Origin of the sequence: Aquimarina sp. ERC-38, from assembly GCF_026222555.1 — a bacterium.
GTDB lineage: Bacteria > Bacteroidota > Bacteroidia > Flavobacteriales > Flavobacteriaceae > Aquimarina.
The window spans coordinates 2,836,981-2,853,987 of sequence record NZ_CP098511.1 but is presented as its reverse complement, the minus strand read 5'-3'; the positions used below and the strand labels follow the sequence as shown (position 1 = coordinate 2,853,987).

Here is a 17,007-nt window from a genome sequence, read left to right as displayed (position 1 = left end):
CTGTTTTTTGCAAAAATAAAGAACTCTTTCTGGAATTACCGACCGGTAAACCTAAAAAAATGATAAAATCTGTTATATTTGGAGCAAATATCATGAATATGAGCCCTAAATCTATTCTATTGTTTTTTAGCCTATTACTACTTGGGCTACAGGCATCAGCGCAGTATACTGAAAAGATTAATTCCAATCGTCCGGGTACTTCGCAAGGGGCATTTTCTGTAGGTAACAATGTATTACAGCTAGAAGGGGGTTTAGGTTTAGGACGTGAAAAACATGATATTTTTAAAACCCGAACCAATCTTTTTAATCTGGATTATACGGTCAGATACGGACTGCTAATTGAACAATTAGAGATTAATTTTAACGGACGTTTACGTAGCGACGGAGTGCGCCAAACCGTGGGCGGACAAGAAGAAAAAATCAGTCGCACCAATTTTGAATTTAATACCTTAGGAGCCAAATACTTAATTTATGATCCGTATAAACGCCCCTGGAAAAAGCAGGATTCTTTAGACCTGGTCAAACTAAAAAGTGCCAGGGAAACCTATAAATTCAGATGGCGTTCTTTAATTCCAGCAGTTTCTGCTTACGTAGGTGTTAATTTTAATGGTGCAGACAACCCTTTTACCTTTCCTACGGATAAAACCATTTCACCCAAATTTGTAATTGCAACCCAGAACAATTGGTTTAATAACCGCGCAGGTAGTTGGGTATTAGTTACTAACCTAATTGTGGATAAAGTGACTACGGATAATCCGGCAATCGGATGGATCATTACCAGTACACATACGATAAAAAGAAAAGTGGCGCTCTTCGGAGAATACCAGGGTCAGAAAAGTAATTTTTACAGCGATGATATCTTACGTTTGGGAGGTGCTTATTTATTTGGTAAAGATTTTCAACTTGATGCTAATATTGCCACTAATTTTAAAGATACCCCTTCTATTTTTGTGGTAAGTGCCGGAGCTTCTTATCGCTTTGACTGGCATAAAAAAGACGAGATTATTGAAGAACCCGGTCTTGAAGAATTCGAAGATGACAACTTGTTAGAGGATGATGAAGAAGGAGATGAATTTAGTGACGAGAGAGATTTAGACGATATTGATAATGACAGTATCAAGCAGAACAAGCAACCTTTTGTCAATCAATTTGAAGATGAAGAATTTAGAAATGCATTAGAACAGGAACTGGATGAACGACGTGCTGCTGAAAAAGAGGAACGAATTAGGGTTGCTGATGAAAAACAGGCAAAGAAAGACGATAAAAAGTTTAGGAAAGAAGAAAGACGCCGTTTAAAACGAGAAGCCCAGGAAGCAAAAAAGGCCGAAAAAGCAAAAATAAAGGCAGAGAAAGAGAAGCAAAAAATGATTGATGATATCGATGCCGAATTGGATAAAATGGAAGAGGATGATGGTATTGAAGACGAATTAAAACAAATTGAGGAAGAATTAAAAAAGCTGGAGGGTGATGATAGTAAACCTACCTCCAAAAAGAAAAAAGACAAGAAAGAAAAGAAAGAGAAGAAAAAGGAAAGTAAGCCAGTTGAAGAAGAAGATGTAGATGATGCTTATGATCAATTACAAAAGGAGAACTTAAAAGCACGAAAAGAAGAAGAAAAGCGAAAGAAAGAAGAAGAAAAACGTAAGGCTAAAGAAGAAAAGAAACGGAAAAAAGAAGAGGAAAAACGTGCGAAAGCAGGTGAGGAAAACGAAGATGGATAGAATACGAATCCGGATAAAAAGAAAACTGGTTTTAGTTAACATTTAGTTGATATTCTCCTGACAAAATGATAAAATAAGGTTCATCTTTTTAGGAAAAGCAACCTATATTTGTCAAAGAACTATCGTGGCTATATGATTACCATAAAAGAGATGACTTCTAAAAGTGATTTGAAAGCTTTTATCAAATTTCCTTTTACCCTTTATAAAGACTCCCCTTTTTATGTTCCTTCTATTATCAAGGAAGAATTAGATGTCGTCAATCCTGAAAAAAATCCGGTTTATAAAAACGCTCAGGCAAGCTATTATGTAGCCCTTAAAGATGATAAAATTGTAGGACGAATAGCTGCTATTATCAATTGGATTGAAGTTAAAGAGCAAAAGAAACTAAAAGTCCGCTTCGGGTGGTTTGATGTGATTGATGACATTGAGATTACTAAAAAATTATTGGAAACCGTAGCTGATTACGGAAGAAAGCATGATTTAACATATATGGAAGGACCAGTAGGTTTTTCGAATATGGACAAAGCAGGAGTATTAATTAAAGGTTTTGAAGAGTTAAATACCATGATCACCTGGTACAATTATCCGTATTATGCTGAGCATTTTAAACAATTAGGTTTTGAAGATGCAGCAACCTGGGTAGAATATAAAATTAAAGTACCCACGGAAACCCGACCAAAAGTTATCCGTTTTGCTAAAATTATCAAGGAAAAATATAAACTACAACTTTTAAAGTTCAATAAAAGCAAAGAGTTACTGGCATATGCAGATGATATGTTTGAATTACTGAATAAAACCTATAGTAGTTTACAGACTTTTGTACCTATTCAGCAGTATCAGATTGATATGTATAAAAAGAAATATTTACCTTATCTCAATCCGGAATATATTACTTGTATTGCCGATGAAACTGGTAAATTAATTGCTTTTTCTATTGTGATGCCTTCTTTTTCTAAAGCTTTAAAGAAGATGAATGGAAAGATTTACCCCTTAAAATTTTTACATATCCTAAAAGCACAAAAAAGAAATGATACTGCATCCTTCTACCTAATAGGAGTTGACCCTGAATATCAAAATAAAGGGATTACGGCTTTAATTTTTAAGGAAATGAACGAAACCTTTATCCGCAATGGGATTAAAGTGGTTGAAACTAACCCAGAGTTAGAAGAAAATAAGGCAATTCAGGCACTTTGGACGGATTATGACCATACTCAACATAAGATGCGTCGTACCTTCAGAAAAGAAATTTAGACTGTTCTTTTACCCTAACCTTTTACAATAAAAAGCTGCCTTTATAGACAGCTTTTTAATATATATAGTTGCTTCTAATTTTTTATGCCAACGCTATTCTTTAAAAATTTTACGGGTGACCGTTTGAGAATTATCTTTTAAAGTTATAAAATACATTCCTTTTTTAAGATTACTCATAGTAAAAAGAACATCTTGAGAAGAAGAAACCTGACTATATACTTTATTACCATACATATCCATAACCGAAATTTGAACTTTTTCAGAATTACCTTTGTACGCTAGTGAAACATTTGTTCGTACAGGATTAGGATAAAGCGTTCCAAATACTTCCTCAGACTTTTCAGTTATCAAATTATTCAGATGAGAAGTAATAGCAGCAGCTACTGTATCTTTTATATTTTGAGACACTACAATATAATCTAAATTGATAAAACCGGTGTCGCCAGGATCAAATTCATATCTAAGTTTATTTATACCTTGTTCCAAAGGCAGATCAATACTACTATTAGCCCATTCGCTCCACGAGCTAGTTACTGGAAATGCAATTTGATCTACAAGCGTATCGTTTAGATATAAACTCATAGTTCGATCTTGGGTAGCATTTCTCCATTCTTGAGCAGCGTATCTGGCGTCTACCTGATAGGTTCCTGATTGAGAAACATCAATATCAAATGAGACAAACCTTCCTTGTTGGGTTAGGTATTCGACAAACCCCGTTCCTGCAAAATTTGCGTGTTTATCTCCTATAATGGCATTTGTAGAAGCATCTTCTGCCTGGTAAGTTGATTTTTTAAGATCTATATAATCTATATTAATATACCCGGTATCACCAGGATCATATTGAAAAGTGACGGTATTACTTCCTTTATTGAGTGGTATGGTCAGCAACTTATTGCTTCGTGTCCTCCAGGAACCTGTTATTTCAAAATTTATACTTTCTACTTTTTGTTGATTTACATATAGACTCATAGTTCTTTCCTGAATAGGTCCATTCGGACTTCCGGCAGCGTACCGCATATCTACAATGTACAAATCCTCCTCTGGTACTTCAACTTCAAAGGTTACAAATCTACCCTGTCTAGTTAAATACTCAACAAATCCTGTTCCCCGAAAACCCGGATGTTTTGTTCCGATAACCCCATTTGTTTTAGCATCTTCGGCTTCATAAGAAAACGTAAAAGTAGGTGGTATTACAGGAGTAACCGTTTGTATCGTATATATTCTTCCGTTTCTCTTGTTTAGCATATATACTATACCTTCCTGATCCTGCCCAAACCGGATATCGGCACGGTTGCTGCCATCATAGTTCTCATCATCATCAATAATATCCTTCATAGATTCTTTAGCTATGGCTGGCGTTGAAGGGTCACTATCATCATCGTAGTACACACTATATTCATAAATCTGTGCTTGTGTTAAAGAAGAAGGACTGCTACGTAAAGGATCGTTTACATCTAACTGAATGTTGCTGGCAAGCAAATCATCAAAATTACAATAGAACAAACGACCGGAATTTGCAAAATCTACAAATATGTACTGTTGAATATTTTGGTCGGGACTGGTATATACGTAGCCCCCGGCTATTGCCTGACCTACAAAACCTTTTCCAATATCACCTTCGTGTCCCCATTGTGCCGCGGGATAGGTATACCCTAATTCTGCCTCATTTTCTGGTAAAGGAGAAAGCCCTTCTACAATACCTCCCCCGCTATTAAGGTGTACAAAGGTACCTTCGCGGTTAGCCCATCCGTAATTTGCCCCGGGATACACTAGATTAACTTCTTCAATATTGTCACGACCTGCTTCCCCGGAAATTAAATAACTTTTTCCGTCCCGATGCTGGTTAAAGCTTAACGTATGCGGGTTTCTAAAACCTAGAGCATATATTTCATCCAAGTAAGCATCATCGCCCACAAAGGGATTGGTAACAGGTACAGTGTAGGGACTTTCATCATTGGCAAGTGGGTCTATTCGCAGTATTTTGCCCAGTGCGTCATTGTTAAGACCTCCTCCGGCAGTTGCAGATTGTACACTACCATCACCATGCGTTACGTATAGTAAACCATAATCTTCATCACCAGGAGCAGCATAGCGGTTGAATGCAATCTGTTTGATCGGGTGATCATATACGGGCATCCCTATTCTAAAAACTTCCCGATAACTGGTTGAATCTATACGGTTTAAAGCAAAATCATACGTCCACTCTACTAATACACCATCAGCATCAATAGGGTTCGAAGAATCTGAAATATAATTGAAATCCGCCGGGTTAGAAGGTCTGTCTTCCATAACCGAGGTGTAAAACTTTCCATTAGTAGCAAAATCCGGATGAAAAGCAATACCCCTTAATCCTCCGTGCATAGAGGATTGTGTATTTAAATTTCTTCCGGTGTTTTGAGCAATTGCTTTTCGGGTATCTAAAAACAATTGGTAAGTTACCGCTTGTCCCTCTTCAATTAACTCGTATATTTTACCTTCTCTTTCTTCCCCCACAAATTTTCGGTCTTCAAAAAAGGCAAAAGTATTTAGTCTGGGAGGTTTATTATTTGCGGTATTTGGTAGTTGCACATAATCCTGTACTACTACACTATACTGATCTTTAAGGATCGGGGTGCCTATTACACCATTACCCGCCAGCTTAGATAGCCAAATGTGATCCAGGTTTACAAACCCGCTATCATCGGTATCATGTTGGTACCGTATCGTATTAGTTCCTTCGTTTAATTCTAAAATTTCGGTTTTATTACCCCAGACTTTCCAACTTTGAGAAGTAGGTTTTAGAATCGTTTGGCGTACATCAACATCATTTACATAAAGGCTTAGGGTGTTGTCGTTTTTGGTGCCATTAGAATAACGTAAAGTTACATAATAAGAACCCGCTTCGGCAACCTCAATCGTAAATGCTGCGGATGCCCCTTTTATGGTAAATTGATCTACAAAGCCACTACCGGTAAAGCCTATATGATTGGTATTAACTTTGGCGGCACCTCCCAGAAGTGAACTTTCCGCTTCATACGTCTGCGGAACAGACTGACTACGCACTGATAATGTTAGTAATAGTAATAGTGTTAAAAGATAATGTTGTGTCATAAAAATGTGAATTTTGAGATTAGTTTAAGGTTTGTGATCTAATAAATTAAATGAATACGCAAACAAATTATAGTGTTAACATATAATTTATCTACGCTATAAAAGTAAATATGTTTATGATAACATTAACCTATTTTAAGATTTCTTTTGAAAAAAATTTTAAAGCTCTGTATGAAGTAGGACAGAGTTAATTTTGTGGGTGATATAGGTATTATAAAAAAGTGTTTTCAGGTATGGTTTTAATAGTATGAAACCTATGAATTATTAGCATATTCCCATTAGTATAGCCAAATCAACGTAAAATTATATTAGTTTCTGGTAAAGATTTAAGACCCGCCTGCGGACGGGTATCTGAAAAAGTAAAAAGGCATCCTCTACATACTTTAAATTTTGGAATCACTTTATGTCACTATGCTTTATAAACTATTTTCTATTTTAACCGGACACCAATAATAAAATGACATGCATGTTTATAGAAAAAATTAGCTCTTTCTACTTATAAGATAGTTATTATACATTCTGGCAATTCCCTAATATTTAGTAGTCGCCCATAGATTCTGCTAATGCAGCAGACATTTTTTTATAAACTCCACTTTCCAGGCGTTCCCGTATGGCAGAAAAGGCATTGAGAGTTTCTTCAATATCCTCCATAGTATGAGATGCAGTAGGAATTAAACGAAGTAAAATTAATCCTTTTGGAATAACTGGATATACTACAATCGAGCAGAAGATACCATAATTTTCACGTAAGTCTTTAACTAGTGCCATGGCTTCCGGGATACTTCCTTTTAAATATACCGGTGTTACACAACTTTGGGTAGTTCCCAAGTCAAAACCTCGTTCGCGCAGACCATTTTGTAAAGCATTTACATTTGCCCATAACTTTTGCTTCAATTCCGGCATGGTACGTAACATATCCAGACGCTTTAAAGCACCTACGACCAGTTGCATTTGTAGAGATTTAGCAAACATCTGGGACCGTAAATTATATTTTAAATAATCTATAATCTCCTTATCCGCAGCAATAAATGCTCCGGTACTTGCCATACTTTTTGCAAAAGTGGCAAAATATACATCAATCTGATCCTGTACTCCCTGTTCTTGTCCGGTACCTGCCCCTGTTTTTCCTAATGTTCCGAATCCGTGCGCATCATCTACGAATAGACGGAAGTTATACTTTTCTTTAAGGGCAACAATCTCTTTCAACTTACCTTGTTCGCCGCGCATTCCAAACACACCTTCTGAAATCAGCAGGATACCTCCTCCAGTTTTTTCAGCCATCTTCGTAGCGCGCATCAGGTTTTTATCAATACTTTCCATATCGTTGTGACGATAGGTATAGCGCTGTCCCTGATGTAATCGTACACCATCAATAATGCAAGCGTGTGCATCTACATCATAAACGATAATATCGTCTTTGTTTACCAGGGCATCAATGGTAGAAACCATTCCCTGATATCCGAAATTTAATAAATAAGCAGCTTCTTTATCCACAAATTCAGCAAGTTCGTCTTGTAATTGTTCGTGTAGGTCGGTATGTCCGCTCATCATTCTGGCTCCCATAGGATAAGCTGATCCGTAAGCTTGTGCTGCTTCGGCGTCTACTTTTCGGACTTCGTCCATATTAGCCAATCCAAGGTAATCATTAATACTCCAGGTAACGACTTCTCTACCCTGGAACTTCATTCTATTTGATATCGGGCCTTCTAATTTAGGAAAAACAAAATATCCTTCTGCCTGATCCGCCCATTTGCCTAAGGGCCCTTTGTCTGCATAAATCTTATCAAATAAATCTTTCATCTACCTCAACTTTGATTGTAACATAAGTGTGCGAAAATACAGAAAATTGATCGTTTCGCATAATAATTTCGTAGGAAACCCAACCCGAATTTAGCGCTATCGGATCACTTCTACCTTCTGTGGATTTTCTATTTGTTCCGTATCAAAGAACCCCTGATCTTCCATCCACTGGTCACTATAAATTTTGCTTAAATATTTTGAACCGTGATCGGGTAACAGGATCACCACATTACTATCTTTAGCAAAAACACCTTGTTTAGCTAATTGCTTTACGCCCTGAATGGCAGCACCGCTGGTATACCCTAAAAATAATCCTTCAGTTTTTGCTAATTCTCGAGCGGTATGTGCACTATCTTCGTCTGTTACTTTTTCAAAATGATCAATACTATCAAAATCAGTAGCGCTTGGAATCAAATTTTTACCCAATCCTTCAATTCGATACGGATAAATTTCTTTTTTATCCAATTGCCCGGTTTCATGATATTTTTTTAAAACTGATCCGTACGCATCAATGCCTAAAACACTAATATCTTTATTTTGTTCTTTTAAATAACGACTGGTCCCCGAAATGGTTCCCCCGGTACCGCAACATGCTACAAAATGCGTTAGTAGTCCATTAGTTTGATTCCAGATTTCCGGACCGGTAGTTTTATAATGTGCTTCAATATTAAGTTCGTTAAAATATTGATTAATATAAATGGAATTAGGTGTTTCTTCATGTAAACGTTTGGCTACCTGATAATACGACCTGGGGTCATCCGTACTGACATTAGCAGGGCAAACATATACTTTGGCCCCCATATTTTTAAGGGTTTCTATTTTATCTGCTGATGATTTTGAACTTACTGCCAGAATACAGTCATAACCTTTAATTATACTTACCATAGCCAAGCTAAAACCAGTATTACCACTGGTCGTCTCAATAATCGTATCACCAGGTTTTAAAATTCCCTTTTTTTCAGCTTGTTCTATGATGTAAAGTGCAATTCTATCTTTAGTGGAGTGTCCTGGGTTAAAAGCTTCAATTTTTGCGTAATAGTTACCAGGGTATTTAGCCAAAATCCTATTTAACTTAATTAAAGGAGTATCTCCAATCAAATCCAAAACAGAATTATGAGCTCTAATTTCTTGTTTCATAAAGGGTGTTTTCGTACTGCCTATTTCCTATCAACTTCCTCTATAAACAGTCATCGTAACTACGCGAAGTTACTATATTTTTTTTAATTATGTGGTAATCCCTTCCAGGTCAAGGATAAATGCGTATTCTTCAGCGACTTCTTTAATTGCTTCAAACCTTCCGGAAGCGCCCCCATGCCCGGCATCCATATTGGTATGTAATAGTAAAAGGGTATCATTGGTTTTGAGTTCACGTAGTTTAGCGACCCATTTTGCAGGCTCCCAGTATTGTACTTGTGAATCATGTAGCCCGGTAGTCACTAATAAATTAGGATAGGCTTGTTTTTTTACATTATCGTAAGGCGAATACGATCGCATATACTTATAATAAACAGATTCGTTAGGATTACCCCATTCATCATATTCTCCCGTAGTTAAGGGTATACTTTCATCCAGCATGGTTGTCATTACATCTACAAAAGGCACTGATGCGATAACCCCGTTATATAGTTCGGGAGCTTCATTGATAATTACCCCCATAAGCAATCCGCCCGCTGATCCGCCGGAAGCGTATAAATGTTCGCTTGACGTATACTTATTTTCAATTAGGTATTTTGAACAGTCGATAAAATCAGTAAAGGTGTTTTTCTTTTTGAGTAGTTTTCCGTTTTCATACCAGGGCCTACCCAAATATTCACTTCCTCTTACATGGGCGATAGCATAAATAAATCCGCGGTCTAACAAACTTAAGCGAACCGTTGAAAAATACGGGTCAATCGTATTACCATAAGATCCGTAACCATATTGTAACAATGGGTTGTTTCCGTTTTTAATGATTCCTTTTTTATAAACTAGCGAGATTGGAATTTTAACTCCGTCCCGCGCGGTAGCCCACACTCTATCTGAGGTATAATTTTCTTTTTTAAAGGTTCCCCCTAAAACTTCCTGTTCTTTCTTGATTTCTTTTTCTTTAGTATCCATATTGAAATCAATGACAGAATTGGGAGTCGTCAATCCATTATAGGCATACCTTAAAATTTCGGTATCAAAATCCGGGTTGGTACTAACATATGCAGTATAAGTCTCATTATCAAAAGGAAGGTAATAATCTTGCGAGCCATCCCAACTTTTAATTCGAATTTTTGATAACCCTTCGGAGCGCTCACTAATTACCAGGTATTTTTTAAAGATGTCAATGTCTTCTAACAATACATCTTTCTGATGTGGAATCACTTCTTCCCAGTTTTCTTTTGACGTTTTAGTCTCAGGGGTTACCATCAATTTAAAATTTGTAGCTTTATCTTTATTGGTCAAGATGTAAAAAGAATCTTGAAAATGTGCTATATTATATTCCAGACCTCTTGTTCTTTTTTGAAAAACAGTAAAATCCCCTTCGGGTTGAGTAGCAGGTAGGATTCGATATTCTGAGGTTAAAGTACTGCTGGAACCAATTACAATGTATTTTTTTGATTTGGTTTTATATACATAGGTTGAAAAGGTATCGTCTTCTTCAAAATACACTACTTGATCTTTGCTTACTGGTTGTCCTAATTTATGCCTTAGAATACGATTTGATCGCAAAGTTTCTTCATCTTTTTTCGTATAAAACAAGGTTTGATTATCCGCAGCCCAGGTACAATTTCCGGTAGTTTTTTCAATAACATCTGTATAGATTTCGCCAGTACGTAAATCTTTTATGCGAATGGTGTAATTACGCCTCCCGGTGGTATCTGTGGCAAAAGCAATTTTATGATTGTCCGGACTTACACTTAATCCACGCATATTAAAATAGCTATGACCTTCGGCTTCCTGGTTTACATCAAAAAGAATTTCTTCCGGGGCATCTAAGGTTTCTTTTTTACAGGCATAAATGGGATAATTCTTTCCTTTTTCAAATCGGGTAATGTACCAGTACCCGTTATTTTTATACGGTACGGAAGCATCATCCTCTTTTATCCTACCTTTCATTTCTTTAAAAAGTGCTTCCTGGAAATTTTTTGTATGTGCAGTTACCCTGTCATTATAATCGTTTTCCCGGTTGAGGTAATCAATGACCTTATCGTTATCGCGATCATTAAGCCAAAAATAATTATCAACTCTAACATCTCCATGTTTTTCTAAAGTTACAGGAATTTTATCGGCAATCGGCGGGTTAAATTTTGTACTCAAAAGTTGGAATTTTTCTAGTTAGCAACTGAGAACAAAAATAACAGAAAGGAACTACATTTTATGTAATGATTTGATCTAAAATAGTCGTATGTAAGTGCAAAATACTAATTTTGTTTTCTAATTTAAAAAAGAAGAGAAATGTTCGGAGATATGATGGGAATGATGGGCAAATTAAAAGAAGCCCAGCAAAAGGTGGAAGAAACCAAAAAAAGAATGGCTACTATTAGCCTAGAGGAAAAAAGTAGTGATGATCTATTAAAGGTAACTATGACAGCTGACCGGGTTATAAAGGGGATTACTATTGATGATCAACTACTGGAAGATAAAGAACAATTAGAGGATTACTTAATTTTAACCTTGAACAAAGCAATTGCTAAAGCTTCTGAAATTAATGAGCGAGAACTTGCTGCTGCGGCTAAAGACGGAATGCCGAATATACCGGGGTTGGATATGTTTAAGTAGGTTTGGTTTTTAGAGAATAGACCGCTTTACTGATAGAGTTTAGACCGCTTTGCTACTAGAAGTTAGATCGCTTCGCTTTTAGAATATAGACCGCTTTGCTGCTAGAGGTTGGATTGCTCTCGTTTGTAGGCAATAGATCGCTTCGCTTATAGAATATAGACCGCTTTGCTTTCAAATAATAGATCGCTTCGCTGTTAGAGGTTAGTTCGCTTTGCTCATGGAAAATTACACTATAGAATAATTAGTTGATGGTTGTTATTTTTATCATTGCTTTAAGGTCATTTTAGAATTTTAAAACTAGTTTGATTTAAGAAGCTTTGGACTATTAAATTAAATGATATCTTCTATCTTCAATTAAAATTTATATATGATTAAAAAGTGGAGTGGCATTTTATTTTTAGTTCTAATTATCATAGTACTAAGTATCTTCGGATTAGAACGTTATGCTAAAGCTAAGATTGAAGATGCACTTTCTACCAGACTTCCTAAAACTATCACTGTAAATTACAAAAACCTTTCGGTTAGTTTACTTCAAAATTTTGTGGAGTTTGATAGTCTTACCCTTCGTATACAATTAGATGCAAAGTATTCTCATCATATAGAAAATGTAAAACTAAAAGCATCCGGGTTAAGTTTTTATAACTATCTATTGAATGACAATATTATTATTGAAAAAGTTAAGGTCAATCACCCTTTTATTAAAATATTTAAAGAATCTGAAATAGTTGAAGACAGTTTTACGAATGAACTAAGTTTAGAAGTAACTTCCGAAGTTTTACCTATCATTATTGAATCTTTACAAATTACTAATGGAAAAATATTACAGCATACAATACATTCGGAAGAACCTAAATTTAGTATAAATCGAATTCAGTTACAATTAGAAAATCTTGCTTTTACCGAAAAAACAGTAAAACAAAACATTCCCTTTACTTTTTCTTCGGCTCAGGGCAGAATTCATCAGATTACCTACTACACGGATTATTACGAAGTATTTAAAGTTGAAAACGTAGCGGTTAAGAGAAATCAAATTGTCATGGAAAACACCTCTTATAAAACAAAGGTTTCCAAACGTGAATTATCTAAATTAATAAAGACCGAAAGGGATTATGTCCACCTGGAAGTTCCTGTGATTACTATAGACGCTCCTCAAATTTCACATGTACAGGATAGTTTACAATTAGCTATTTCAAAATTAGTTACAGTATCTCCAAAGGCTCGTTTTTACCGTGATAAACGTTTGCCAGATGACACTTCTTATAAAAAATCATACGGACAACTTTTAAAAGAACTACCTTTTCAATTACAAATTGATACTACGCAGATTCAAAAGGGGTATATCAGCTACCAGGAAGAGACGGAAAACAGCGTTCAACCGGAAGCATTGTATTTTTCAGATTTAGATGCGTCTATTTTTAACTTAAGTTCGCTTGCAGATACTTGTAAAATAAAAATTAATACCTTATTAATGGGTGCTGCTCCTTTAACCTTAGACTGGAATTTTGGTATTGCTAAAAATACAGATCAATTTTCTCTTTCAGGTACCATACTTCATCTTAACGCCCAGGTTTTCAATCCGTTTTTAACTTCAAATTTACAATCCAAAGCATCCGGAAAAGTGGAAGAATTATACTTTACAAGCTATGGTAATAACCAAATGGCAAAAGGGAACATGAAAATGAAGTATAAGGATTTTGAATTTAAAGTCTTAAAGAAAGACCGATTAGGAGTCAATAAATTTTTAACTGCGGTAGGTAGGTTATTAATTAATAATGGTTCAAAAACTGATAAGAACGGGTACCGATACGGACAGATAGAAACCAAACGAAACCCGGAAAAATCCTTTTTCAACTATCTATGGTTACAGGTTCGTGACGGAATGATTTCTACCATGGTAGGCAATGGAAAAAAAGAATAAATTATGAGATACGTCATTTTTTGTTTCTAAAGTCTTATTTTTAGAAACACAACCTATCATATGAATACACCACATAGAAAAAGATATAAAAAGAAAAGGTACCTGATTCCGGTATTAATCATTGTTTTATTATTAATACTGCGTTTAGCCTTACCCTACCTGGTTAAAAGTTATGTAAATAAGACCCTCGCTACGATTCCAGGATATTACGGGCAGGTAGAAGATATTGATATTTCGTTGATCCGAGGAGCGTATGCCATTGATAATTTGTATTTAAATAAAGTAGATGCTACCTCGCAGGTTCCGTTTTTGGATTTTAAGCGAACTGATATCTCGGTAGAATGGCGTTCTTTATTAAAAGGCAAGATTGTTACCGAAATTGTAATGGATGCCCCTACAATTATCTATGTTTTTGAAGATCAAACACAGGATAGTACACAAACTCCGGAAGTAGAAGACTGGACAAAGGCTTTAACAGACCTGGTACCTATTGATATCAATACCTTGCAGATTACTAACGGAAAAGTAGCCTTTGTAGAGGTAACAGCAGAACCTACTATTGATCTCAATATGAATAATATAACACTGAATGCTACTAACTTACGAAATGTCGTACGAACGGACAGGGAATTACCTTCTACCCTAGAGGCTACTGCTGTTTCGATTGGTAATGGAAAAGTAAAGTTGGATGGTAAGATGGACCTGGTCAAAGAGGTTCCTGATATGGATATTTCTTTTTCACTAGAAGAAGCGGCGGCTACGGCTCTTAATGATTTTACTAAACATTATGCAGGTATTGACTTTAATGAGGGGCAATTTAATTTGTACAGCGAAATGGCTATAGCTGATGGATATTTGAAAGGATATATCAAGCCTCTCTTAAAGAATGCAAAGCTAGTTGGAAAAGAAGATGGGTTCTTTAATAAGTTATGGGAAGGCTTTGTTGGCTTTTTTAAGTTTGTTTTAAAGAACCAAAAGAACAATACGTTAGCTACTAAAGTGCCAATTGAAGGAGATTTAAATAAGGTTTCTACTAAAATTTGGCCTACAGTCACTAATATTTTTAAAAATGCATGGATACAGGCATTTAAAAACACGGTAGATGACGAAATTGAATTTGAAGACGCCGAAAATTCCGGAGATGCTAAGAAATAGTCTGGTAATTCTTTTTAAATTATAAGTCGTTGCCAATTTAAAAACATGGGGTAAGTTCTTTTTAATTTTCCTTTTGTACCGTTACGGGGTAGCAATTGGTGAAGAGTATTATATATACTTCTAAAGAAGAATCCGGAATTGTATTAAAGACATGTGAGAGATAGCTGCTCATAATTTAATTGAACGAAAAACAAAGGAACACAGTAGATTTTATCTTGTTCTTAAAGTTAGAGAGGGAGGCATTGTAGCTAAAAGTAATGAGTACACTTCGGAATCTGGAATGAATAATGAAATACTTTTATTTAAATCTACGCTGGCAGGAATTGGAGTAGCGTAAAATAAATCTAAGAAGTTAAGTGAATCGTAGCACTCTCTTCTAGTAATTTTAAAAAATAAGTATGCATTTTATCCGTATAGTCAAGATGGGTGACAAAACGAAGTTTACCCCCGCCCATTCCGTAAAATTGAACATTTTTTGATGCCATTTGATCGATAAATTCTTTTTCACTTCCTGAAATGGTGAAAATAATGATATTCGTTTCTACCGGTTCTACAGAAACTACATAAGGTAAGCTTAGAAGAACTTGAGCAATTTCTTTCGCTTTTTGATGGTCTTCCATCAGGCGTTTACGATGATGTTGTAATCCATAAAGTCCGCCTGCTGCCATATATCCGATCTGACGCATACCTCCGCCTAACACTTTCCGAACCCGTAAGGCTTTTTCCATGATTTCGCCATCCCCAACCAGTAATGACCCCATCGGAGCACCCAAACCTTTACTTAAACAAACTGAAATAGTATCAAATAAAGCTCCGTATTGTTCCGGAGTTTCGTTTTTAGCCTCCAGTGCATTCCATAAACGAGCACCATCCAGATGATACCCCAACTGATGTTGGTTACAAACTTCTCTAATCTTTTCAAGTTCGGCAAAATCGTAACAAGCCCCGCCCCCTTTGTTGGTGGTATTTTCAATACAAACCAAACTGGTTAACGGACTATGGTAAAAATCCGGAGGGTTAATGGCATTTACCACTTGTTCTGCTGTAATACGTCCGCGATCTCCTGGTAATAGCTTGCAAGAAACCCCACTATTAAAGGAAACCCCACCTCCTTCATAATTATATACATGTGCGTAAGCATCTGCAATGAGTTGCTCCCCGGGTTGGGTATGCATTTTAATAGCAGCCTGGTTAGCCATACTTCCGGTAGGAAAAAATAATGCTTTTTCTTTTCCAAATAATTCCGCTACATAACTTTCTAATTGATTAACGGTAGGATCTTCTTTATATACATCATCCCCCACTTCAGCATTCATCATGGCTTTAAGCATCTCCGGAGTAGGTTTGGTAATCGTATCGCTTCTTAAATCAATTTTCATGGTGGATTTGTTTTAATTGGAAGTTTAAAATTAAGAAATGTATGGTATTGTAGTGTAAATTAATTTGAAGTTATTATCATCCGGTAAAGAATCAAGACTCGCCTGCGGACGGGCAGGTTGCTATCGTTTGTAGTATCAAAAATCATGACTAACGTAATGCTTTGTATGAAGCTATATAAGAAACTATCAATTACTGACGCTTCTAGCCTTAAGGTATGTTTCAGGCGTTAAAATTGCCAGTTCGCTACGTTTAAAGTCTTTTATATTTCTGGTCAGAATTATCTTAATTTCACCTTTATTAACTGCTGAAAAATTTTGTAGAGCATCTTCAAAATCTTTAAAATCAGCATTTAATGCTTTTAAAACTACTTTTCTATCCATTTTTACTACATCTATTAGGTTTAAAAGTTGATTTAATTTACCTATGACAACTTCTTGTTTAGCCGTTTTTCGTAAGAGATAGTAGGCGTTTGCTATGATTACAGGAGTGGTATACCCTTTAATTTTTTTATTTTCACAAAGGCTTAAGACTTTAGCTGCATCATTCAAAAAAGGTTTTCTATCGAAAAAGAAGTCAAGAGGCACATCGGTATCTAAAAGTACGTTATCTATTACAGATATTTCTTTTCTAGACGTTCGTTTAATTGCTTTTTATAATCAAAATCTGAAGGTGCTTTAAAAGAACCTCTTAAAGATGCTACGATCGGACTGGAATCGTTTTCTTCCTGAGGTTTTTTATCAATAAGGGTTTTAAGATAATTCTCGATTATATCAGATAAACTACGGTTTTTTTCTCTTGCGTACTGCTTAGCCTTATGAATAATTTCTTGTCCTATAGTTAAGGTCAATTTTGTGTTCATTGTAGCGATTTATTTACTAATATACGAAATCGTATTGGAGCACGTGTATTTTTAAAAATAAATACACGTATATTTCCTATATTAAA

12 protein-coding genes are annotated in these 17,007 nt (G+C 35.7%); 5 read left to right on the top strand and 7 right to left on the bottom strand.

Translation table 11 applies throughout. From position 1 onward, the window contains the following. Positions 1-59 precede the first annotated feature (59 nt). A complete protein-coding gene (locus NBT05_RS11785; RefSeq protein ID WP_265770051.1) occupies positions 60-1,721 on the top strand; it encodes a transporter in 1,662 nt (553 codons plus the stop codon). Positions 1,722-1,853: 132 nt separating this feature from the next. Beyond that, positions 1,854-2,972: a GNAT family N-acetyltransferase gene (locus NBT05_RS11780; RefSeq protein WP_265773245.1), complete on the top strand. Its 1,119-nt coding sequence runs from the start codon at positions 1,854-1,856 to the stop codon at positions 2,970-2,972. Positions 2,973-3,065: 93 nt separating this feature from the next. On the opposite strand, the gene NBT05_RS11775 is transcribed toward NBT05_RS11780, so the two are convergent. From NBT05_RS11775 to NBT05_RS11760, 4 genes are all read right to left on the bottom strand, one after another. Further along, complete coding sequence (locus NBT05_RS11775; protein ID WP_265770050.1) at positions 3,066-6,062, bottom strand: CBM35 domain-containing protein; 2,997 nt, start codon at positions 6,060-6,062, stop codon at positions 3,066-3,068. Between the two features lie 537 nt (positions 6,063-6,599). Further along, positions 6,600-7,862, bottom strand: coding sequence for an aminotransferase class I/II-fold pyridoxal phosphate-dependent enzyme (locus NBT05_RS11770; RefSeq protein ID WP_265770049.1), 1,263 nt, complete (start codon positions 7,860-7,862; stop codon positions 6,600-6,602). Between the two features lie 96 nt (positions 7,863-7,958). Continuing rightward, a complete protein-coding gene (locus NBT05_RS11765; protein WP_265770048.1) occupies positions 7,959-8,999 on the bottom strand; it encodes a PLP-dependent cysteine synthase family protein in 1,041 nt (346 codons plus the stop codon). Between the two features lie 87 nt (positions 9,000-9,086). Beyond that, complete coding sequence (locus NBT05_RS11760) at positions 9,087-11,147, bottom strand: S9 family peptidase (RefSeq protein ID WP_265770047.1); 2,061 nt, start codon at positions 11,145-11,147, stop codon at positions 9,087-9,089. Positions 11,148-11,285: 138 nt separating this feature from the next. Between NBT05_RS11760 and NBT05_RS11755 the strand changes: the two genes are divergently transcribed. The 3 genes from NBT05_RS11755 (at position 11,286) to NBT05_RS11745 (ending at position 14,682) form a co-directional block, all read left to right on the top strand. Further along, positions 11,286-11,609: a YbaB/EbfC family nucleoid-associated protein gene (locus NBT05_RS11755; protein WP_265770046.1), complete on the top strand. Its 324-nt coding sequence runs from the start codon at positions 11,286-11,288 to the stop codon at positions 11,607-11,609. Between the two features lie 367 nt (positions 11,610-11,976). Beyond that, positions 11,977-13,527: a hypothetical protein gene (locus NBT05_RS11750; protein WP_265770045.1), complete on the top strand. Its 1,551-nt coding sequence runs from the start codon at positions 11,977-11,979 to the stop codon at positions 13,525-13,527. 60 nt (positions 13,528-13,587) lie between these two features. After that, the gene (locus NBT05_RS11745; protein WP_265770044.1) at positions 13,588-14,682 is read left to right on the top strand and encodes a DUF748 domain-containing protein; all 1,095 of its coding nucleotides are present in this window, start codon (positions 13,588-13,590) and stop codon (positions 14,680-14,682) included. A 344-nt stretch (positions 14,683-15,026) separates the two neighbouring features. Here the strand turns inward: NBT05_RS11745 and NBT05_RS11740 are convergent, their stop codons facing one another. The 3 genes from NBT05_RS11740 to NBT05_RS11730 all read right to left on the bottom strand — a co-directional run bounded on the left by NBT05_RS11740 (position 15,027) and on the right by NBT05_RS11730 (position 16,921). Beyond that, entirely contained in the window at positions 15,027-16,061 is a 1,035-nt protein-coding gene (locus tag NBT05_RS11740) for a threonine aldolase family protein (protein WP_265770043.1), read from the bottom strand. A gap of 186 nt (positions 16,062-16,247) precedes the next feature. Next, entirely contained in the window at positions 16,248-16,610 is a 363-nt protein-coding gene (locus NBT05_RS11735) for a PIN domain-containing protein (protein ID WP_322874177.1), read from the bottom strand. Positions 16,611-16,672: 62 nt separating this feature from the next. Further along, positions 16,673-16,921 carry a DUF6364 family protein gene (locus NBT05_RS11730; RefSeq protein WP_265770042.1) on the bottom strand — a complete coding sequence of 83 codons (249 nt, stop codon included), beginning with the start codon at positions 16,919-16,921 and terminating at the stop codon, positions 16,673-16,675. Positions 16,922-17,007 lie beyond the last annotated feature (86 nt).

Coding starts and splice junctions, on each gene's coding strand:
- NBT05_RS11785 (WP_265770051.1), top strand. CDS start 60: ATGATAAAATCTGTTATATTTGGAGCAAATATCATGAATATGAGCCCT.
- NBT05_RS11775 (WP_265770050.1), bottom strand. CDS start 6,062: ATGACACAACATTATCTTTTAACACTATTACTATTACTAACATTATCA.
- NBT05_RS11755 (WP_265770046.1), top strand. CDS start 11,286: ATGTTCGGAGATATGATGGGAATGATGGGCAAATTAAAAGAAGCCCAG.
- NBT05_RS11780 (WP_265773245.1), top strand. CDS start 1,854: ATGATTACCATAAAAGAGATGACTTCTAAAAGTGATTTGAAAGCTTTT.
- NBT05_RS11750 (WP_265770045.1), top strand. CDS start 11,977: ATGATTAAAAAGTGGAGTGGCATTTTATTTTTAGTTCTAATTATCATA.
- NBT05_RS11770 (WP_265770049.1), bottom strand. CDS start 7,862: ATGAAAGATTTATTTGATAAGATTTATGCAGACAAAGGGCCCTTAGGC.
- NBT05_RS11765 (WP_265770048.1), bottom strand. CDS start 8,999: ATGAAACAAGAAATTAGAGCTCATAATTCTGTTTTGGATTTGATTGGA.
- NBT05_RS11745 (WP_265770044.1), top strand. CDS start 13,588: ATGAATACACCACATAGAAAAAGATATAAAAAGAAAAGGTACCTGATT.
- NBT05_RS11730 (WP_265770042.1), bottom strand. CDS start 16,921: ATGAACACAAAATTGACCTTAACTATAGGACAAGAAATTATTCATAAG.
- NBT05_RS11740 (WP_265770043.1), bottom strand. CDS start 16,061: ATGAAAATTGATTTAAGAAGCGATACGATTACCAAACCTACTCCGGAG.